13 protein-coding genes are annotated in these 21,224 nt (G+C 65.4%); 3 read left to right on the top strand and 10 right to left on the bottom strand.

All coding sequences use genetic code 11. The annotated features are described in order from the left end of the window. Positions 1-81: 81 nt before the first annotated feature. From J1N60_RS10540 to phnD, 6 genes are all read right to left on the bottom strand, one after another. Positions 82-1,053, bottom strand: coding sequence for a quinone oxidoreductase family protein (locus J1N60_RS10540; protein WP_312907260.1), 972 nt, complete (start codon positions 1,051-1,053; stop codon positions 82-84). A gap of 82 nt (positions 1,054-1,135) precedes the next feature. Continuing rightward, complete coding sequence (locus J1N60_RS10545; RefSeq protein ID WP_312907262.1) at positions 1,136-1,924, bottom strand: HAD-IIA family hydrolase; 789 nt, start codon at positions 1,922-1,924, stop codon at positions 1,136-1,138. An 18-nt stretch (positions 1,925-1,942) separates the two neighbouring features. After that, positions 1,943-2,755 (bottom strand): phosphonate ABC transporter, permease protein PhnE, encoded by an 813-nt coding sequence (gene phnE, locus J1N60_RS10550; protein ID WP_312907264.1) that lies wholly within the window; start codon positions 2,753-2,755, stop codon positions 1,943-1,945. Continuing rightward, the gene (gene phnE, locus J1N60_RS10555) at positions 2,752-3,597 is read right to left on the bottom strand and encodes a phosphonate ABC transporter, permease protein PhnE (protein ID WP_312907266.1); all 846 of its coding nucleotides are present in this window, start codon (positions 3,595-3,597) and stop codon (positions 2,752-2,754) included. The genes phnE (J1N60_RS10550) and phnE (J1N60_RS10555) overlap by 4 nt, the downstream gene beginning before the upstream one ends. After that, positions 3,594-4,430, bottom strand: coding sequence for a phosphonate ABC transporter ATP-binding protein (phnC, locus tag J1N60_RS10560; protein WP_312907268.1), 837 nt, complete (start codon positions 4,428-4,430; stop codon positions 3,594-3,596). Before phnC ends, phnE (J1N60_RS10555) begins: the two co-directional genes overlap by 4 nt. 6 nt (positions 4,431-4,436) lie before the next feature. Next, on the bottom strand, positions 4,437-5,567 hold the full coding sequence (phnD, locus tag J1N60_RS10565; protein WP_312907270.1) for a phosphate/phosphite/phosphonate ABC transporter substrate-binding protein: 1,131 nt from the start codon (positions 5,565-5,567) through the stop codon (positions 4,437-4,439). 260 nt (positions 5,568-5,827) lie between these two features. Here phnD and J1N60_RS10570 point away from each other — a divergent pair, with 260 nt between their 5' ends. The 3 genes from J1N60_RS10570 to gltB all read left to right on the top strand — a co-directional run bounded on the left by J1N60_RS10570 (position 5,828) and on the right by gltB (position 13,582). Beyond that, entirely contained in the window at positions 5,828-6,949 is a 1,122-nt protein-coding gene (locus J1N60_RS10570) for a Cdc6/Cdc18 family protein (RefSeq protein WP_312907272.1), read from the top strand. Positions 6,950-7,083: 134 nt separating this feature from the next. After that, positions 7,084-8,571, top strand: coding sequence for a proline--tRNA ligase (proS, locus tag J1N60_RS10575; protein ID WP_312907274.1), 1,488 nt, complete (start codon positions 7,084-7,086; stop codon positions 8,569-8,571). 460 nt (positions 8,572-9,031) lie between these two features. Next, positions 9,032-13,582 carry a glutamate synthase large subunit gene (gene gltB, locus J1N60_RS10580; RefSeq protein ID WP_312907276.1) on the top strand — a complete coding sequence of 1,517 codons (4,551 nt, stop codon included), beginning with the start codon at positions 9,032-9,034 and terminating at the stop codon, positions 13,580-13,582. A 175-nt stretch (positions 13,583-13,757) separates the two neighbouring features. On the opposite strand, the gene J1N60_RS10585 is transcribed toward gltB, so the two are convergent. From J1N60_RS10585 to J1N60_RS10600, 4 genes are all read right to left on the bottom strand, one after another. Then, positions 13,758-17,390, bottom strand: a complete 3,633-nt coding sequence (locus J1N60_RS10585; RefSeq protein WP_312907277.1) for a UvrD-helicase domain-containing protein — start codon at positions 17,388-17,390, stop codon at positions 13,758-13,760. Then, a complete protein-coding gene (locus J1N60_RS10590; protein WP_312907278.1) occupies positions 17,383-18,465 on the bottom strand; it encodes a hypothetical protein in 1,083 nt (360 codons plus the stop codon). The genes J1N60_RS10585 and J1N60_RS10590 overlap by 8 nt, the downstream gene beginning before the upstream one ends. Then, positions 18,462-20,666, bottom strand: coding sequence for a hypothetical protein (locus tag J1N60_RS10595; protein ID WP_312907280.1), 2,205 nt, complete (start codon positions 20,664-20,666; stop codon positions 18,462-18,464). Before J1N60_RS10595 ends, J1N60_RS10590 begins: the two co-directional genes overlap by 4 nt. 76 nt (positions 20,667-20,742) lie before the next feature. Further along, positions 20,743-21,195: a hypothetical protein gene (locus J1N60_RS10600; protein WP_312907282.1), complete on the bottom strand. Its 453-nt coding sequence runs from the start codon at positions 21,193-21,195 to the stop codon at positions 20,743-20,745. Positions 21,196-21,224 lie beyond the last annotated feature (29 nt).

The following is a 21,224-nucleotide window of genomic DNA, read 5'->3' on the forward strand; positions in this document are numbered from 1 at the left end:
ACCCAGCAGCGCAAAATAGCTATCACTCGGCTATCGATCGACCGGCCGACGCGCCCCCTCGAGTCGACGACTGCGTACTGCTCAGGGAATCAGCACGACCTTCCCCACGCTCTTTCGGTCCTCGATGAACTGGTGGGCCTCGCTCGCGTCCTCGAGCGCGAACGTTTCGCCGACGATCACCTCGAGTTCGCCGTCGGCCAGCCCCTGGGTTAGATCCGGAATCGCCTGCATGATCCGCTTCGGATCGTGTCGAGATGCCTGCCCGAGGTGGAACCCGACGACGGACTTGTTCTCGAAGAGCAGGCGCCGGTTCTCGGCGCTCGCGGGAACCCCGCTCGCCACGCCGTAGGTGACTAACCGCCCGAAGTGTCCGAGTGCGTCGAGACTCCGATCGAACACGTCGTCGCCGACGCTCTCGAGGACGAGGTCGACGCCCTCGCCGTCGGTGGCCTCCTCGACGGGGTCGCGGAAATCGACTTCGGTGTACTGGATCGGGTGGTCACACCCGAGGTCGGCCGCCAGCTCGAGTTTCTCCTCGATGCTCGCGGTGCCGAAGACCTCCGCGCCGGCCCGCGAGGCCAGCTGGACGGCCGCCGTGCCGACGCCACCCGCGGCGGCCTGGATGAGGACGGACTCGCCCTCCTCGAGGCCGCCCCACTCGAACAGGCAGGAGTGGGCGGTCAGGAACTGGACGGGGAAGCCGGCGGCTTCCTCGAAGCTCATTCCGTCGGGGATGGGTAAGAGCATCTGCGCGTTGGCGGTGGCGTACTCGGCATATCCGCCCCCGCCGAGCATGCCGACCACGCGGTCGCCCTCCTCGAGGTCGATCCCCTCGCCGGTAGCGTCGACGGTTCCGGCGGCTTCCATCCCGGGGACATACGGCGGTTCCGGCCCACCCGGATACACGCCGCGCCGCTGCATGACGTCCGCGAAGTTGATGCCCGCGGCCTCGACGTCGATTCTGACCTCCCCCGGGCCCGGTTGCGGAACCTCGTGCTCGGCGGTCTGGAGGACGCCACTATCACCGTACTCGTTGACCTCGATGACTCGCATACCTCGTCTTCGTGACGGGTTTATATAAAGCCGAGAGAACCGGATGAAACGGCCTCGCGGTTCCCGCCGCGGGCCGAGCGGGTCACCCGTCTGCCGAGAGCAGTTCCGGAAGGCCGGCAATCGAATCGAGGACGTGAGTCGGTTCGTTCCGTGCACTCGAGAGGTCCGTCCTGTCACTCGCCCCCGTGAGGACGAGCGCCGTCGCCATCCCCAAGCGGACCCCCATCTCGACGTCGGTCTCGAGCCGGTCGCCGACGAGCAGGCACCGTTCGGGGACGCAGTCCATCCTCGCCGTCGCCACCTCGACCGCCGTGGGCGACGGCTTTCCGAGCACGCGGTCGAGCGATCGGCCGGTAACGCCCTCGATCGCGCCGATCATGCCGGCGGCGTCGGGAATCTCCCCATCCTCGACCGGACACGTGCGGTCGGGATTGGTCGCGACGAACAGCGTCTCGTCGTCGATGGCATCTAGTGCTAGCTGGAGCGTCTCGTAGTCGAACGACCGGTCCATCGATACGACGACGATCTCCGTCCGCCGGGGATCTTGCGTCACGGTGATGCCGGCGTCCTCGAGTTCGGCCACGAGCGGGCGTTCACCGACGACCAGTGCTGGTCGATTCGGGTGATTCGCTACGAGCCACTCCGCGGTGATTGCCGCGGAGTTGAGCACGTCCTCGTCGTCGGCCGGAATGCCGAACTCGGTCAATCGATCAGCGTACTCCGGTGGCCGCTTCGTGGGGTTGTTCGAGAGGAACAGGACGCTCGCACCGGCTGCTCGAGCGCGTTCGACCGCGGCTGGGGCTCCAGGAACGAGTCGATCGCCCCGATAGACGGTCCCATCGAGGTCGAAAATAATGCCGTCGTAATGCATGCGGAGGTAAAAGTGAGGTCAGCGCACCTTCGACCGAAGGTACGCCGAGATCAGTTCGCTGACGAGGACGACCGCGAGGATGGCGATGAGAATCGTCAGCACGCGGTGCCAGTCGAGAAAGTCGATGCTGTTCTGGAGTTCCATGCCGATGCCGCCCGCGCCGACGAAGCCGATGATCGTGCTCGAGCGGACGTTGATGTCCCAGCGGTAGACGGACACCCCGACGAACGCCGGCTTCACTTGCGGGACGATCCCGTACAGTAACGTCTGCGTTCTGCTCGCGCCGGTTGCGCGAACGGCCTCAACTTGCGTCGGATTGATCTCCTCGATCTCCTCCGCGATGAGCTTGGCGACGAACCCGATCGACCGGAAGCCGACCGCCAGGACGCCGGCGAGCGCGCTCGTTCCGAACAGGAATACGAAGATGATTGCCCAGATGATGACGTTCACTGACCGCGAGGCGACGATGAGGAACTTCCCGAGCAGGTAGGTTGCCCGGTTCGGCGTGGTGTTCTCCGCGCCGATGAACGCAACGGGGAGCGCCAGCAGGATCGCAAGGCCCGTCCCGAGCACGGCGATGTTGATTGTCTCGAGGAGCGGACCGACGATTTCGTTGGCGTACGCGGCGTCCGGCGGATACATCCGGTTGAGAAGGTCCCGGACGGATTCCGGGGCCGTCTCGACGTACTCGTACCGGACGTTGAGCGCCCGCCAGGAGATTGCGACGACGACGAACGTCGTGAGCAATCCAACGTAACGGGCGAATCGCCGCTTCCGACCTCTGGTATCCCACTCCGTCGAGGTATCGGTCACCGTCGATTGGTCGGTCATTGTATCCGCCTCCGAATGTAGACGCTCACGGCCTCTCCGACGAGGACGACTGCGATGATGGCCATGATGATTGCAAGCGCGAAGTCGAACTCGTAACGATCGAAGGCGTTGAGCAGCGTCGTCCCGATGCCGCCCGCGCCGACGATTCCGATGATCGTACTCGCCCGAATGTTGATGTCCCAGCGGTAGATACCCAGGCCCGCGATTCGGGGGATCACCTGAGGATAGACGCCGTACAGGAGAACCTGCAGCGGCGACCCACCGACCGCCCTGATGGCGTCGCGTTGCCCTTCGTCGATGTCCTCCAGGTCCTCGGCGAGCAACTTCGCGTAGAATCCCGGCGTGGCGAACACCAGCGCGATAACGCCGGCGAGCGGCCCGATTCCGACGGCCATGACCGCGAGGATGCCGAGCACGAGCTCGTGAAGCGCCCGCGACACCGAGACGATTCCCCGCCCGACGTAGTAGACCGGTCGCGGAACGAGGTTCTCGGCGGCCATCACCGCGATCGGGATGCTGACGATGACGCCCACGAACGTGGCGACGATCGACATCGCCATACTCTCGACCATTCCGCCGTAGATAAGTTCGCGCTTTCGCGGTCCGAAGTTTGGCGGGTACATCCCCTCGGCGAGTGTCCTAACGGACTCGAGCCCGGACACGAACCGATCGATGCCGACCCGCATCTCCCAGAGACTCCAGACGACGAATCCGGTAATCACCAGGTATACGGCGTACTTCACCGCGACGTTGTAGAACACCGTCGGTCGCTCCCACGTGCCGGGGTAGCCGCCGTCGGTGTACAGGTCTTCGCTGCGCTCCCCGCTTGTCCCGCTACTCATACGTCTCTGGTCGGGCTCTTGTCCGGCGCGTGTTCGTCAGTGGTTGCGGATCCCGGCTCGCTCGAGATCCGACCGTCAGCATCGCGGTGGGCGTCATTCTCACCGCGATAGATGACGTCGCGTGCGCCCTCGTCGACGGCTCCGGGACCGCCCTGGAATACGATCTCGCCGTCGTGGAGCCCGACGACGCGATCGGCGTACTCGAGCGCGAGTTCGACCTCGTGGATGTTGATGAGCACCGGGATCGATTCCTCACGGGCGATCTCCGTCAGGAGGTCCATGACGGCTCGAGACGTGTCCGGATCGAGGCTCGACGTCGGTTCGTCCGCGAGCATGATTTTCGGGCGCTGGACGACCGCGCGGGCGATCCCGACGCGCTGTCGTTGGCCGCCTGAGAGTTCGTCCGCTCGCTTGTCCTCCATGCCGGCGAGACCGACCCGGTCGAGGGTTTCGTACGCGTACTGTACGTCTTTTTCGGGGAAATTTCGACGAAACGCGTTCCAGTTGCTGAGGTAGCCGAGTCGGCCGGAGAGGACGTTTTCCATGACGGTGAGGCGTTCGACGAGTCCGTACTCCTGGAAGATCATCCCGATGTCTCGGCGTGTCTCCCGCAGGTCCCGCTTCGACAGCCCGGTCAACTCGGTCTCGTCGAGCCACACCTCCCCATCGGTCGGCTCCGTCAGTCGATTGATACACCGGATGAGCGTACTCTTCCCAGCTCCACTGGGACCGATGATAGCGACGACTTCGTTCCCCGAAACCTCCATCGAGGCGCGCTTCAGCGCGTGATCTCCGGTCGGATACGTCTTGTCCAGATCGACTACTTTGAGCATCGGGTTTTAGACTTCGTCTTCCTCGTAGTCGACGCCGTTGACCTGGTGGTTGACGAGGATGTCGTGGTAGTGGGTCGCGTAATCGATTTCCACCCACGTCCCGCGCCCCTCGAACTCCTCGGCGATTTCCGTGTCCTGGTAGTCGTATTCGAGGAACGCCCGCTTGATCCCCTCCTGGATGTCGGGGTGAAGGTTGTAGCGGTAGCAGAACGAGGTCGTCGGGAACGGGGCACTCGCCCAGATACACTTGACCTCCGAAGCGTCGACATCGCCGCGTTCCGCGACGCGAGCGTAGCAGGTACTACAGATCGGCGCGACGTCGTAGTCGCCGTGGTAGATGCCCGCGGCGCTGTTCTCGTGACTGCCGGAAAACTCGATTTCGTAGTCCTCGCCGGGAACCACGCCAGCATCGGTGAAGAGTGCGTTCGGCGCGAGATGACCTGAGTTCGACGACTGACTGGTGTGGGCGACGCTCTTGCCGGCCATGTCCTCGAGTTCGTAGATCTCGTCGTTGTCGGCCTGCGTGATGACCCACAGCCGGTAGCCGAACTCCTCTTCGCCGACCTGAATGCTGAACGGGACCGCGCCCGAGTTGTTGACCGCGAACGGCGTCGACCCGGTTGAGAACCCGGCGACGTGCAGGCGCTCGTTGCGCATCGTCTCGATCTGGGCCGCGTAGGACTGGAGCGGGTTATTGACGACCTCTTTCCCCGTCTCTTCAGCAATGTTCTCGAGCAGCGGGTCGAGCACGCCTTCGAAGACTGTGGGGTCCTCAGTTGGGACCATTGCGAAGTCGAGCGTGTCGGGATCGATCCACTCGCTCTCATCGTCTGGCGTTTCCCGTGGTGGACTGCCGTAGACGGGTTCGTCTCGTTCTTCGAAGTTCTCGAGTTCCTCGAGGGCCCCGGTTTCGAAGCTGTGTTCCATCAGCGTCGATGTTAGCTGCGGGAATTCGGGGTCGAGCGGGTCGAATTCGGGGTAGTCGCCCTGGCTCGAGTCGTTTCCGTTTCCGTCGCCGTTGCCGTTGCCGTCGTTTTCGTCGCCGTTTCCACTCAAGCAACCGGCGAGCGTTGCACCACAGCACGCACACGCCGCCCCTTTCAAAAATCGTCGCCGGGATTCGTCGCTAGATGCCATAGTGGCAGTAAATATAATGGAACCTAATAAATATGCACCATCCTACGGTCCATTTTGTATGATCCAGTTTCCCTCGTACGGACACAATCTATACTGGCGTTAACTCAATTCTATTCCGGGTACAGAACATTCGTACACTCGGGGCGAATCGTCCCGTTGCTACTCTCACAGTCCTTTTCGTGATCGATAGTTACCCGTCACTCGTAAAGAAGTAGGCAGTAGCCGAAACACTTACTTGATGCAGGTTTTGTCTGATATCAATGGAGTTGTGGGAACGAATCGACCGTCGGATATCTGACGATCGAAACCGGCTACTCGTCGACGAAGCCGCGCTGAATCCAGCGATCCACCCCGATCAACCCACCGGTCACGGAGCGATTGCAGAGCGACTGCTCGACGTACTCGAGCCGGCGTTCGACGGGTCGCTCCCACCGTCCTGTCGGGTATACGGCCCACCGGGCTCCGGCAAATCGGTCCTCGTCTCGAGCCTGTTTCGCTTGCTTCGGGAACGGTTCTCCCCCGGCGACACGCCCATCGTCACAACCACCCGAACGGCGGTCGTCCCACGCACGGAGTTCGTGTACGTAAACGCGCGCGGATCGAGTGCCTTCGACGTCCTTCGAGACATTCTCGACGCGCTCACCGTCGAACCGACGCCGAAGCGCGGAATCGGTTTCGACGAGATCGAACGGCGGATCGCGGACGCGATAACGGCCGTTGAACGAACGGTTCTCGCTCTCGACCACGTCAACGAATCGCACGTGGAGGCAATTCGGAGCCGACTCCCCGCAAATGCACCACTGACGACGATTACGGTCGGTCGACGACCGCTGGAGGCCGCCGACCGCACGATTCGAGTTCCAGCCTACTCTACCGAAGCGCTCCTCGACATTCTCTTCGCCCGGGCGTCGGCTGCGCTCGCCTCGAACGGGTTCGAGTACGCGTTTGCCCGCAAAATCAGTGACTGGGCGGCTGGCGACGCGACGCGAGCACTCACCGCGCTGTACGCCGCCGCGATTTTCGCTGAACGCGACGGGGCGACGAGTGTCGGCTCCGAACACGTCGACGAGGCGATCGAAACCACGCCCGACCGGTGCGTCCACGTCGAGACGATCACGTCGCTTCACGAAAGTAAGCGAATCATCCTCGATCAGTTCGTCGAACTGGGCCTCCCGAGTACAGGCATCGACGACACGGCCACGACGCTCGCCGTCGACGTCGACCTGTCGGCGGAAACCGTCCAGCGACACCTCTACGAGATGGCACAGCACGGCGTGTTCGAGCGCGTTCGAACCGACGGTAACGGCGTCGGCCGACCGTCGACCAGATTGGTCCCTCGCTTCTCACCGGTCGTGTACCGTCGTATTCGGCGTCGGGGTTGACGGTACAGGCCCGCTACCAGTCGATCGGCGGCCGCACTCGCTCGCCATCCGCGTCGATACGCGGTTACCGTTCTCGTGTCACCCGACGCCGTACCTTCGCATCGTTTAAGAGCGCGCTGGCAGACTGTTGAGGTATGAGCGACGAATCACAGGAACTCGGGATCACCGAGTCCAAGAATCATCGACCCGGCGAGTGGTACGCCGAGGTCGTACAGAAGGCCGGCCTGGCAGACTACGCCCCCATGGGCGGCTTCATCGTCACGAAGCCCCGCGGCTACGCGCTGTGGGAGACGCTCCAGGACACCCTCGACGGCTGGTTCAAGGAGACCGGCGTCACGAACGCGTACTTCCCCCTGTTTATCCCCGAGAGCTACCTCGAGCGCGAGAAGGACATCGTCGAAGGATTCGACCCCGAGGTGGCGTGGGTGACCCACGGCGGGCACAACGAGCTCGAGGAGCGCCTCGCCGTCCGCCCCACCAGCGAGTCGATTATCGCGCCGTTCATGGCCGAGTGGACGCGCAGTCACCGCGACCTCCCCATGCGGCTCAACCAGTGGTGCTCGGTCGTTCGATGGGAGGCGACGGACACGAAGCCGTTCTTCCGCACGAAGGAGTTCCTCTGGCAGGAAGGCCACACCGCCCACGAGACGAACCAGGAGGCCTGGGAGGAAGTCTGGACCCGCCTCGAGCAGTACGAGCGCGTCTACGAGGAGCTGTTCGCCATTCCCGTCCTGAAGGGCAAAAAGCCCGAACACGACAAGTTCCCCGGGGCCGACACCACGACGACGGTCGAGTGTCTGATGCCCGACGGCAAGTCCGTCCAGGGCGGGACGAGCCACCACCTCGGCCAGAGCTTCGCGGAGGCGTTCGACATCACCTTCGCGGACGAGGACGAGGAGGAGCGCACGGCGTACACGACCTCGTGGGGGCTCTCCTGGCGCGCGCTGGGGGCGCTCATCATGACTCACTCCGACGACCAGGGACTCGTCTTGCCCCCCACGGTCGCGCCCACGCAGGTCGTCATCGTCCCCATCTGGCAGGAAGACACCGAGGAGCAGGTCCTCGGCTACGCGAGCGAGGTCGCCGACGACCTCGAGGCCGCGGGCGTCCGCGTCGAACTCGACGACCGCGACGAGCGCAATCCCGGCTTCAAGTTCAACGAACACGAACTCGAGGGCGTCCCCCTCCGGATCGAAATCGGCCCCAACGAGGCCGACGACGGCGAGGTCACCCTGGTCCACCGTCCGGACAACGAGAAGACCGTCGCCGACCGCGAGGGCGTCGCCGAGACCGTCGACGAACACCTCGACGCGATCTACGAGAAACTGTACGAGGCCGCCCGGGAGACCCTCGAGTCGAACGTGCGGACGGCCGACAGTCCCGAGGAGATCATGGGGACGATCGGGCGCCACGGCGGCTACGTGAAGGTCCCGTGGTGTGGCGACCAGGCCTGCGAGGAGGCCATCAAGGAGAAGGTCTCCGCGGAGATCGTCCTCCAACCCCTCGCCGAGGAGAGCGCCGAGACCGACGGCGAGGCTGCCGCGCCCGAGGACGAGGACGCTGCCTGTACGGTCTGTGGTGAACACGCCGATCAGCTGGCGTACTTCGCCAGAACCTACTGATCGAGCGCCCCTCCCTATTCGTCTCGAAACCGTTCTTCCAGTGCGTGTATGTTCGCGTAGCGGCGCCCTCGAGCCCTCGTCTTCGCACGAGTTGATGGGGGGAGTGAGTGTGAGCAAGTGAGTAAATGAGTGTGAGTGAATGAGTGACTTACCCGAACCTAATCGTTTAGCCCCATAGTGCATATGGTTCCAGCGGTGACTACCTATCGTGGTGTGCATCCAGCGGATGGACACTACGTGCCTCTGACACTTTCTGGCGACGATTCTCACCGAGCGAGAGCGACGTGATCGCGATCCGACAGTGCACTGGTTCCTCGGCCGTTCACTGTCCCTCCTGCACCCGTAGTACACGCTTTCGTATTCTCGTACACCCTTACGGTTTTAATTCCCTAATATGGCATTATAATACCCTTAGTCATAATGGGGTACCCTCTTGTGGGTGCGAAAACCTCGGGTGCGTATGACACAGCCACACAGTGACTCGTCTCACGGCGAGCGGGGCCTCGCCAGCCCCGAAGACGAACGGTCGAACTGCGGTCTCGGCGTCGTCATGGACCTCGACGGCGGAGCGAGCCACGACGTCGTCGCCGACGGCCTCGAACTCCTCGTCAACCTCGAGCATCGGGGCACCACCGGCGCCGAAGCGAACACCGGCGACGGCGCGGGGATCGTGCTCCAGATGCCCGACGCCTTCTTCCGCGACGAACTCGACGTCGACCTGCCGTCGCAGTATGCCGCCGGATCGATCTTCTTCCCACAGGACGACGCCGCCCGCGAAGCGCTCATCGACCTCGTCGAGGACGCTCTCGCCGAGTACGGACTCGAAATCCTTGCCTGGCGGGACGTGCCGACGAACAACGACGAGCTGGGCGCGACGGCCCTCGCGTCCGAACCCGACGTCTGGCAGGTGTTCGTCTCGTCGACGGACGAACTGGCCGAGGACGACTTCGACCGCCGTCTCTACGTCGCTCGCCGCGCGCTCGAGAACGCGGTCGAGGACGCCGACGTCGACGGTTCCGGTCGATTCTACGTCTGCTCGCTGGACTCGAAGACGCTCGTCTACAAGGGCCTGCTCAAGGGCAAGCAGGTCGCCAGCTACTACCCCGACCTCGTTGACGAGCGCCTCGAGTCGACGTTCGTGATGGTCCACGAGCGCTTCTCGACGAACACCCTCGGGGCGTGGCACCTCGCTCACCCCTATCGCAACGTCGTCCACAACGGCGAGTTCAACACCATCCAGGGCAACGTCAACTGGATGCGCGCCCGCGAGACGGACCTCGAGAGCGAGGTCATAACCGATCTGGAGGCCGTCAAACCCGTCATCAACGACCCCAACCAGTCCGACACCGCGAGCGTCGACAACGCCGTGGAACTGCTCGTGCAGGACGGGCGCGACCTTCCCCACGCTCTCCGTATGCTCGTTCCCGAGGCCTGGCGCGGTGACGACCAGATGGACCAGGCGCGAAAGGACTGGTACGACTTCCACGCCTCGCTCGTCGAGCCGTGGGACGGCCCAGCCCTCGTCGCGGCGACCGACGGTGAACGCGTCGGCGCCGTTCTCGACCGGAACGGTCTGCGTCCCTGTCGGTACGACGTGACGACCGACAACCGCCTGATCGCCGCCAGCGAGGCCGGCGCGCTCGAGACGCCCTCCGAAAAGATCGCCGAGCGCGGGCGGCTCCAGCCCGGTCAACTGTTCCTGGCCGACCCGAACGAGGGCCGGGTCATTCCGGACGAGGAGGTCTTCGACGGCCTCGTCGACGACCGCTACGGCGAGTGGCTCGCCCGCGAACAGGTTCACGTCGAGGACCTCCTCGAGACGGCCGACCCCGAACCGCGCCAGGCCGTCGACAGACTGCGCCCCCACCAGGCCGCGTTCGGCTACACCCACGACGAACTCGAGAACCTGATCGAGCCGATGATGCAGAAGGGGAAAGACCCGATCGGCTCGATGGGCGACGACACGCCGCTGTCGGTGCTCACCGAGTTCAACCGGCCGCTGTTCTCGTACTTCAAACAGCTGTTCGCCCAGGTCACGAACCCGCCGCTCGACTACATCCGCGAGGAACAGGTCACTTCGCTCGAGTCCCGGCTGGGATTTCAGCGCAACCTGCTCGCCGAGTCGCCAGAACACGCCCGCCAGCTCGTCCTCGACTCGCCTGTCCTCACCGACGCCGAACTCGAGGCGATTCGCGACTGCCAGACGAACGATATTACGACGGGGACGGTCGACGTCACCTACGATTGCAAAGAAGCTGCCGACCAGCCCGACGGCGAGGCGCTCGAGGCCGCCATCGAGCGCGTTCGCGAGGACGCCGTCGCGACGATCGAGGCCGGCAACGACGTGGTGATCCTCTCCGACCGCGGCGTCGACGACCGCGTCGCGATCCCGAGCCTGCTCGTGATGGGCGCCGTTCACCACCACCTCGTGCGAAACGGCCTGCGCAACCATGCGGGGATCGTCCTCGAGTCGGCCGACCCGCGAACCGTTCACCACGTCGCGACCCTGATCGGCTACGGCGCCGACGCGATCAATCCCTACCTCGCCTACCAGACCATCGCGGACCTCACGGCCGGCTCCGACGGCGCGGACACCAGCGTGGCCATCGACGCCTACGTCGGCGCGCTCGAGGACGGCCTCCTGAAGATCATGGCCAAGATGGGCATCTCGACGGTCGAGAGCTACCAGGGCGCCCAGATCTTCGAGGCCGTCGGCCTCGACTCGAGCCTGATCGAGGAGTACTTCGAGGGGACCGAGAACCGCACCGAGGGGATCGGCCTCGCCGAAATCGAAGCGGACCTCCTCGAGCGCCACGCGACCGCCTTCGACGACAAGGCGACCCTCGACCGCCAGGGCGAGTTCGAGCACCGCTCGGGCGGCATCCACCACCAGTGGAATCCCCAGTCCGTGGGAACGCTCCAGCAGGCCGTTCGCTCCGGCGACTACGAGCGCTACCGGGAGTACGCCGAGGGGATCAACGACCAGTCCGCAGACCTGCGCACTCTCCGCGGACTCCTCGAGTTCGACTCGGACCGCGAGTCCATCCCGCTCGAGGACGTCGAGCCCGTCGCCGACATCGTCGGGCGGTTCTCGACGGCCGCGATGAGCCTCGGGAGCCTTTCGCCGGAGGCCCACGAGAACAACTCCGTCGCGATGAACCGTATCGGCGGGAAGAGTAACTCCGGCGAGGGCGGCGAACCGCCCGAACGCTTCGGCACCGAGCGCGAGTGTACCGTCAAGCAGGTCGCCTCGGGTCGCTTCGGCGTCACCAGCACGTACCTCTCGAGCGCGGACGAACTCCAGATCAAGATGGCCCAGGGGAGCAAGCCCGGCGAGGGCGGCCACCTGCCCGGCCAGAAGGTCAACGAGATGATAGCTCGCGTGCGCAAGTCGACGCCCGGCGTCGGCCTCATCTCGCCGCCGCCGCTGCACGACATCTACTCGATCGAGGATCTGAAACAGCTGATCTTCGACCTGAAAGCGGCCAATGAGGACGCCGACATCAACGTCAAACTCGTCTCAGAAGCGGGTATCGGCACCATCGCTGCGGGCGTCGCGAAGGCCAACGCCGACGTGGTCCACATCTCGGGCCACTCCGGCGGCACCGGCGCCTCGCCCCGGACCTCGATCAAGCACGCCGGCCTCCCGTGGGAACTCGGCCTGGCCGAGGCGAACCAGATGCTGTGTGCCACCGGCCTCCGGGATCGCATCCGCGTCTCGGCAGACGGCGGCATGAAGACCGGACGTGACGTAGCCGTCGCCGCCCTGCTCGGCGCCGAGGAGTACGTCTTCGGCACCGCCTCCCTCGTCGCCGAGGGCTGCGTCATGGCTCGTCAGTGTCACAAGAACACCTGCCCGGTCGGCGTCGCCACCCAGCGCGAGGACCTCCGCAAGCGCTTCCCCGGGGAACCCGAGCACGTCATCAACTTCATGACGTTCATCGCCCAGGAACTGCGCGAGATCATGGCCGAACTCGGCTTCGAAACGCTGGACGAGATGATCGGACGCGTCGAGGTCCTCTCCCAGCGCGAGGACGTCGACCACCCGAAGGCCCGAACCGTCGACCTCTCGGCCGTCCTGGCCGAACCCGAAGGCGACGTCCGGACCAAAACTCGGGAACAGAACCACGGCCTCGAGGATCAGCTCGACCGAACCCTCATCGAGGAGGCCAGCGCGGCCATCGAGGACCGGACCCCCCAGACCGTCGAAACCGAGATCAGGAACGTCGACCGTGCCGTCGGCACCATGCTCTCGAACCGGGTGTCGAGCCGCTACGGCGAACCCGGCCTCCCCGAGGATACCCTCACCGTGGACCTCGAGGGCACCGCCGGCCAGAGCTTCGGCGCGTTCCTCGCCCACGGCCTCTCGTTCCACCTCGAGGGCAGCGCGAACGACTACGTCGGCAAAGGCCTCTCGGGCGGGAAACTCACCGTTCGGACGCCCGAAACGGCCGCCTACGAACCGACCGAGAGCGTCGCCATCGGCAACGTCGCCCTCTACGGCGCGACCGGCGGCGAACTGTACGTCAACGGCGTCGCCGGCGAGCGCTTCGCGGTTCGCAACTCGGGCGCCAAGGCCGTCGTCGAGGGCGTCGGCGACCACGGCTGTGAGTACATGACCGGTGGCGTCGTCGCCGTCCTCGGCGAGACCGGAACCAACTTCGCTGCGGGGATGTCCGGCGGCGTCGCGTACGTCTTCGACCCCGACGCGGCACTCGAGCGCAGGGCCAACACTGGTATGGTCTCGCTCCACGAGGACCTCGACGAGGCCGACGAGGCCATGCTCGAGCGCCTACTCGAGAACCACGTCGCCTACACCGGTTCCGAGCGCGGGCGGGACCTCCTGGCGAACTGGGAGCGCACCCTCGAGTCGTTCGTGAAGGTCATGCCCGAGGCCTACCACCAGGCGATCACCGAGGACGGGCGGGACGACGTCCGTGCCGAACTTCCCGAATCACCAGCGGTGGGTTCCGAACCCGAATCACCGGAGTTCGCCACGAGCGACGATTGAGAGGGACGCGCGAACACTAGCACGGCGGTCAGGTGGTGGACGGCTCCGACGATTGTTGCGGTCGCTCGAATCGGCTACGCTCGAATCGGCACCACTCGAATCGGCACCACTCGATCGAACCTGGTTTCGTGCGGCGTCGATTCGTTTCTACGTCGTTTTTCGTCTCGATACCACGCTACGTCTCGTCTAGCGAGGGAGCGCACCCGAGCGACTGATGCGGACAGTTCCGGCAGTGCGATCCCGGCGTCGTCTCGGCGTAGGTCGGTCTATCCAGCGCCTCGAGTCCCCGTCGAACCGCCTCCCAGTCGGGCGTCGTCGACCGGGAGTGAAGGACGACCCGAGGTCCCTCGACGGGTCCGACGTACACGTAGCCGACGGCGTCGACGGGCTCACCGAGCCGGCGTTCACAGGCGCGGGCGTAGAGCGTAAGCTGGAGGGCCGCTTCGGGGTCGATTCGCTCGCTCGTCGCCTTGTAGTCGAGGACGACGAGCCGTCCGTTGGGTGCCCGTCGGACCGTATCCACGTACCCGACGACCGACCCGTCGACGCCGGGCACGTCGTCGACCGCAAACGACAGTTCGGCGGCCAGTTCGTCCCACGCGTGAACCGGCGCCTCGAGGTCGGGTTCGCTGGCGTCGAAGTACCGATCGATACACCGGTGGACTGCCTTCTCGTGTCCTCGTTGTCCGCGAGCCGTGAGCCGTCTGGTGGCCGCCTGACGCCACTCCTCGGGGCTCGAGTACTCCCGGTAGAACGCTTCCTCGGCCACGGCGTGAAAGACCGTGCCGACGAGTCGCGGGTTCGACTCGGGGCCCGATCGACCGTCGCCCGGGGTCGAGTCAATCTCCTGTCGCCCATCGTCACCCGGGACTGGATCGTCGGGCGCCCCCACGACGTACTCGAGGTAGTGCCTTCGCGGACACTGGTCGTGGGTCGCCAGCGCACTGTAACTGTGCTCGAGTGCTTCGGGGAACCGTTCGCGTCCCGAATTCGAGAACGCGTCCGTGGCGAATCGCGACGCCGCTATATCCAGCGCTCCGACCCGTCGCCCCGCCGGCACGTCGAGTTCGGGGACCGACGGGGCAGCGTCCGCAGCCGGTAACAGCGTTCGGTTCCGAAGCTGTCGCCCGAGCCGGTGGACGACGTCGAGGGCCTCGTCCGTCTCGAGCATCCGGCGGCCGTCGCTACCGAGGTAATCCACTGCGCCGGTGGTGTGCGTCGACGGTTCGGCGAGCGAGTCGGTGACGTCGACGACCGTTTCGGGGTACGTTTCATGCACCCGGTCGAACGCCGTCACCAGTTCCGACCAGAGGTTCATCCGCTCGCCGGTAACCGACCACTCGATCGCAGAGGGGAGACACGCGTCGGCCGCGGAGGCGGCGAGGTCGCCGCCCCCGCCCTCGTAGTCGTAGTTCGAGCCGAAGACGAGCAGGTGGTTTTCCGCCCGGGTGAGCGCGACGTGGAGAACGCGCCAGGATTCGGCCGTCGGCTCCGCGGCGAGATTCGCACACAGCGGCGAGTCGACGGCCGGGTCGAGCGTCGCGGCGAGCAGGCGATACCGGGCCCCGTAGGCGTAGTCTCGCCGAACGCACCACTCCTCGTCCGAGAGGTACGGCGCGAGGACCGTGTCGAACTCGAGGCCCTTGGCTTGGTGTACCGTCATGACGTCGACGGCGTCCGCGGACGTGGTTCCCTGCTGGCGGTCGCCCGAGCCGCCCGCGAGCACCGCCTCGAGCGCGTCGACGAACCGGGTCGAGAGCGACTCGAGAACGTCGGTGCCGGTCCTGGCGTCGACGAACCGTTCGATCCGCTCGAACGTCTGGCTGTCGTCGGGACCCAGAAACCACTCGAGGTTCGTCCGCTCCCGGAACCGTCGGAGAAACGGCGCTATCGGGGAGGCATCCTTCGCCGTCGCGAGCGCCTCGAGATCGGCACGCGCCCGCTCGAGTCGATCCGGTTCGTCGAAGGGTTCGGCCTCGAGGTCGGCTTCGAACAGCGCGTCGTACAGCCGACGGTTGCGGCGGTGGAGACGGGAGATATCGGCTTCACACACTCGATACCGCGCGAGAAGCACTCGGCGAAGGTGCGTGTCGGCGTCGTGATCGACCAGCACCCGGAGGTACGAGAGGACCGTCTGGGCCCCCTCCGACACGGACCCTGTCGCCGAGCCCGATCGCTCGCAGGGAATCTGGCGTTGCTCGAGTTCTACAGCGATATTGCGCGCCTGTGCGTTCGTCCGGACGATGACCGCGATGTCTTCGAGCGTTCGCTCCGGGACGGATCCACAGTCGCCGTTCAGGAGTCGTGAAATCGCCGTCCCGACCTGCTCGGGTATCGTCGACTCGAGTTCGTCGCTCTCGACTTTCAGCACCCGGTGGGGCGGGCTCGCCTCGTCGTACGACCCCCGCGTCCGCCCGTGTTCCCGGAGCGTCTTCGAGGGCTGGGTGCCGTACGAGCAGTGGTTCGTCAGATCCAGAATCTCCTGTTTCGACCGAAAGTTCAACTCGAGTTCGACCGACTCGTGGTCGTCGTAGTTCGCACCGAGGCGGTCGAGGCCCCTGGGGTCGGTCCCGCGCCAGCCGTAGATCGCCTGGTCCGTGTCCCCGATGGCGAGGAGATCGGGTCGATCCGGGCCGTGCGTCAGTTCGGTGACGAGTTTCCACTGGGTCGCGTCGGTGTCCTGGAACTCGTCGCAGTAGACGTGGCTCCACCGCTGGGCGATTTCCTCGGTGACAGCCTCGTCTTCGAGCAGGCGCGTCGCCGTCCGAACGAGTTCGTCGAAGTCGACCGCGCCGTCGGTCTCGAGCCTCGTCCGATAGTCGGCGTAGATCTCGGCGTAGTGGCCGGCCTGTCGGAGCACGGCCACGTAGTGCTCGAGTCGGCCGAACGGCGTCTGTTCGATCGTCTTCGCCCCGTCCCGCCAGAGTTCGTTGCCGAAGAGGACAGGTGGCAGGTGCTTCGTCGACGGGTCGTCGAGCGACATCGCTTCTCGCGTTCTCGTCACGCACGCCTGAAGCGTGCGGAGGTAGGCGTCGACCTCTCGCACCACCGGATCGTCGCGAAACGCCGCTGGCCCTTCGGCGATTTTCTCTCGACAAAACGTCAACAGTGTGCCGTACTCGACGAGGGCCTCGCGAATTTTTGTGATGTGTTCGTCCCGGTTGAAGTACCGAATCGCTTCGTTGTCGAACGACAGCGATTCCGTCGCCTCGCCGCGAAGCCACAGGAGCAGTTCCTCGAGGAGGTCGAGCGTCCGCTCGTCGGGCAGGGCGTCGATCAGAGCATCCGGATCGATCTCCTCACGACTCATCACCGAGACGAAGTGGTCGACCGATCCGGCAAGCGTCGACGGCGTGGCCGATTTCGTCGGCGCCACGTCGACGGCCGCGAAGTCGTACTCGTACTCGGCGAGGAGCCGGTTGAGGAGCCGCCGTCGCTTCCGCTCGGTGACGACTTCGAACGACGGGGAGATCCCGAGATAGTAGGCGTACTCTCGAACCAGCCGGTAGCAAAACGAGTGATACGTGTGGACCTCGATCGCCGCAGCGACGGACGGCTCGAGTCGCTCGGCGATGGACGCTCGAATGCTCGCGGCCGCCTCGTTCGCAAACGTCACGACGAGCACGTCTGAGGGGTCGACGTCGCCGTTCTCGAGCGCCCGTTCGATCCGTGCCAGCATCGTGGTCGTCTTCCCGGTTCCGGCGCCAGCGTCGACGGACGTGCACGCGGCCTCACTCGCGATGACGGCGGGTTGGTTCCCTTTCGGGGCTAGGCCCGGCGTCGACCTCGAGAGCCGATGGTCATCCATCGAAGGCCACCTCGCTCGAGAGGTACTTCGTACAGCAGACGGCGTACGGACACGTCGGGCAGACGTCACGCTTGATCCGGTCCCAGCGGGACTCGAACGCTTCCTCGTCGACGCCGGCGATGGCGGCGGTTGCCACCTGTCGCAACCGATCGTCGACCGTCTGATTTCGGTGTTCGTGTGTCATTCCGAACGTGTGATGGTCCAGGTAGGGTTCGGTGAGGTCCACCGGCTCGACGCTCGTTTCGACGCGCTCGCGAAGCGGGTTGACGGTCAGCCGATTCCGGTCGAGGACCGGGACCTGGACGTACCGGCAGGTGCGAGCGTCCTCGAGGTCCAGGCGGTCACGAAGCGTCCGTAATCCGTCGAGAGCGGCAGCCGTTTCGAGCAGGGTGGCGACCAGTCCGGAGGCGAATTCGGCCCGGTCCGGATCGAAGTGTCCGGCGAACCGATCGGCGACGTCGCCGTCCCACGCGGATCGATAGCGAAGTATCCTCAGGTGAGCGGCGGTCGGGACGAACCGAACCCCAACGAAGGACGACCCCTCGAGGACGGCGTAATCGATCGGCACGTCGATCTGAAGAGGGGAGGCTTCGTCGTCATCAGCCGTCGTTCGAGGTGCCGACACCGTCGATCGAAGCGGCAGGTCCGGACCGACGAGTTCGCCGTCGACGCCGCTCGCCCTGGTGGCGTACAGACACTCGGCGTGGTCGGCACCGATGACCTCGACGTACGCTCGGATCGCCGCCTCGAGCACTCGACGCTCGTGTCGTCGCTGGGCGCGTGAGTGGACCCCCTCGCCGTAGTCCGCCCAGCGGTCGGCGAACCGGTCCAGGGAACGCGTCTCGAGGGTGTCGACGTCCCCCGCACGAAGGGCCTCACAGATGGCCGTTCGGAGTAACTCGAGTCGGGCTACCTGCGGCTCGTCGTCGCCCGTCTGCAGGCCGTACTCGTGGGCGTATCGGTACCGTTGCGGACACCGGAGGTGGGTTCGAACGCCGTCGATCGAGATCGATTGGGTCTCGGCGCGCGATGGCAGGGGCGTCTTCGCGTCGGCCTCGGTGAAGTTTCCCGTCATCGGTTCACCTCGCCCGCTGCGAACTCGAACTGCGTGTAGACGGCGTCCCGGATCGTCTCGTCGACGTCTTCGTGCTCCAGGGCGAGGGCGAGCTCCTGGATTCGCTCCGCCGTCGCATCGAGGTCGACCGGTTCGCCCATCGATGCACGGCCCAGGAGTGTCTCGAGGCCGGCCCAGGGCACCTCGAGAGCGGCCTCGAGGGTTCGTTGCCGTCCGTAGCCGACGTGGTCTCGGCGTTTCACGTCGACAGGCTCGAGGTCGATCCCTGGCGTGGACGCGAGTTCCCGAACGAATCGGGACTCGTCGTGGGTCCGCCGGAGGCCCTCGGTTTCGCGCTCGTACGAACAGCAGTAGAGCCGGGTCCGGGTTGCCCGAGAACCGAGGGCGAGCCGTCGACGTGCCCGCTCGGCGTGATACGTCTCGAAGCGATCGGCGACGGCCGACCCGTCCGTGACCGGGGCGAACGTCTCCTCGAGCGTCGATGCGGAGGGGTCGGTCACGGCGGGATAAGATGGCATCGAGCGCAGCCACGCCGTCGGAAACAGCGGCGTGAGAAACTGCGTCCCGGGATAGGTGTCGTCGATCAGATCTAGCAGGAACACGACTTCCCGCGAGTCGTACGCCAGTTCGTCGATCGGACAGACGGTCACCCCACCGCCCGGCGCTCGCGTCTCGATGGCGTGGACGTGCGGGGCGTCGTACTCGATCGTTCGCTGGAGCATTCGTCGCAGCCCCTGCCAGTCGGGGGCGACGAGGTCCGTTCGCTCGACGAATCGGGCGATCTCGAGGACGCGACGGATACTCTGGAACTGTTCGCGGGCGTCGATCCACGGTTCGTCGCGGGCGATGCGCGCCTTCATATTCGTTCGCTGGATCCACGACTCGAGTGCGGTCCTCACCGGCTGCCCGTGGGCGGCTTCGACGTCTCGCGGAGAAAATCCCTCGACTCGGGCCTCGAGTCGGGTGATGACGACTTCGTCTATCTCGGCCGGATCGCTACCCTGCTCGAGCGTACAGTGCGCTTCGATGACGGCGTAGAGTTCGCTGACGGCGGGGTCGTCCGCCAGAGAGGGCGTTCCGATCGTAGCCGTGGGAACGCCCCCGTCGCGAAGGAGCCGTCGCGTCCGGGGAACGCGTTCCGCTTGCGGGACGGCGACCGCGAACTCGTCGAACGACCAGTCGTGTCGGTCGTGGAGCGACTGGATTTCGCTGGCGACCCACCGCATCTGCGCTCGAGCGGTTTCCGTTCGGAGTCGGTACGCTCGAGCGTTCGTGTGCTCATTTTCGTTCACATCGGCATACAGGTCGTGATCGTTCCTGCCACCCGTTCCAGTCGCCAGCGCTCGAGCGATCGCGTCGTGGGCTGGCTTCGACTCGGGTTGTCGCGTCGGCGGCCGGACCTCGAGACCGTCCGCGATCGATTCGAGCGATCCGGGTTCGACTCGCGTCCGCTCGACGCTCGCGTGTCGCTGGCCGATGCAGACGAGTTCGGCGTCCCCAGTCAGCGCCGCGAGATAGCGCCTGTCGAGGCGGCGAAACTCCTCGAACTGCACGGCGAGAACGGCGTCGAACGAGTCCGTGATCCGCTCGCGGAGGCCGTCAGCGTCGCCCTCGAGCAGGTCGACCACTCGCGGGACCACGTCAGCCCGTTCGACGAAGCCTCGAGAGTCGAGTTCGTCGTGGAACCGGTCGTTCATCGCGTAGAGGAAGGCGAGACAGGGGTGGATGGCGCCCCCGTCTCGATCCCCTGTAGCGTCGACCCGTTGGCGGGTCGCCTCGAGCAACAGTCGTCCGACGTCGCGGGCGAAACTGTCGTGCTCGCTCGCGCGTTCGAGGTACGGCGGGACGTCGAGACTCGCACCGGCGACGACCAGCGAGATGAGTTCGATCCGCTCCTCGTACTCGAGGCGCTCGAGCATCGGGTCGTACGTCTCGAGAACCTTCGAGGCGTGCTCGGGGAGCGATTCGACTCGCGGACCGCTGGCGTTTTGGGATACGTTTGGTCTGTCCGTCGTCTCGAGAAGTCCTCGCTCGAGGCGGTCGAGTCCCGCCGGGTGGCGCTTGAGGACGAAGACGTTCTTCGATCCGTGGGACTCGACGAGCGCGGCGTACTCGTCGGCGACGCGCTCGAGGAGGTCGTGGCGGGGATACGGGAGGGCGATGAGCGTCCCCTCGAGTGTCGAGGACTCGGGTGTCGGCATGGCGGTATGCCACGGAGTAGTGACTGTATGGTACTTAAACCTGTACCCGACGTGGCCAGTTACTGGCCGCTCTGGCTCACGCCGTCTCGAGCACCGTCAGGTATGCCACGTACACGAGTGCGGCGGCGACGAGCGAAATCGCGACGACGGTGACGCCGACGAAGTTCTCGAGGAAGACCGCCGGGTCGTCCATGATGTACGCGCCGCCCTCGACCGCGAGGACGAACAGGGCGCCGTAGAGTGCCGCGACCGCCATGGCGCGGGCGACGGCGACGACCAGTCCGGCCCGGCGGCTGTTGAGGAGTTCGACGACGAACAGCAGGGCGATCGCGAGCAGGTAGAACGGCTCGGGGAGGGCCTGTCCGAGCCCCTGTGGTCCTCGAATCGCGAGCCAGCCGTAGTACGCGAGCGCCAGCAAGAGGCCGGCGACGAACGTCATCGCAACGCCGTATCCCGTCGTGTCGTCGACGCGTGGTCGCCTCGGTTGTGTCGCGTCGTCGCTCGAGTCGGACGGTTCAGGTGTGGCCATCGTATTGGAACGGAGGACCGCGAGCGGGT

It is taken from the genome of Natronosalvus caseinilyticus (assembly GCF_017357105.1).
GTDB classification, from domain to species: domain Archaea; phylum Halobacteriota; class Halobacteria; order Halobacteriales; family Natrialbaceae; genus Natronosalvus; species Natronosalvus caseinilyticus.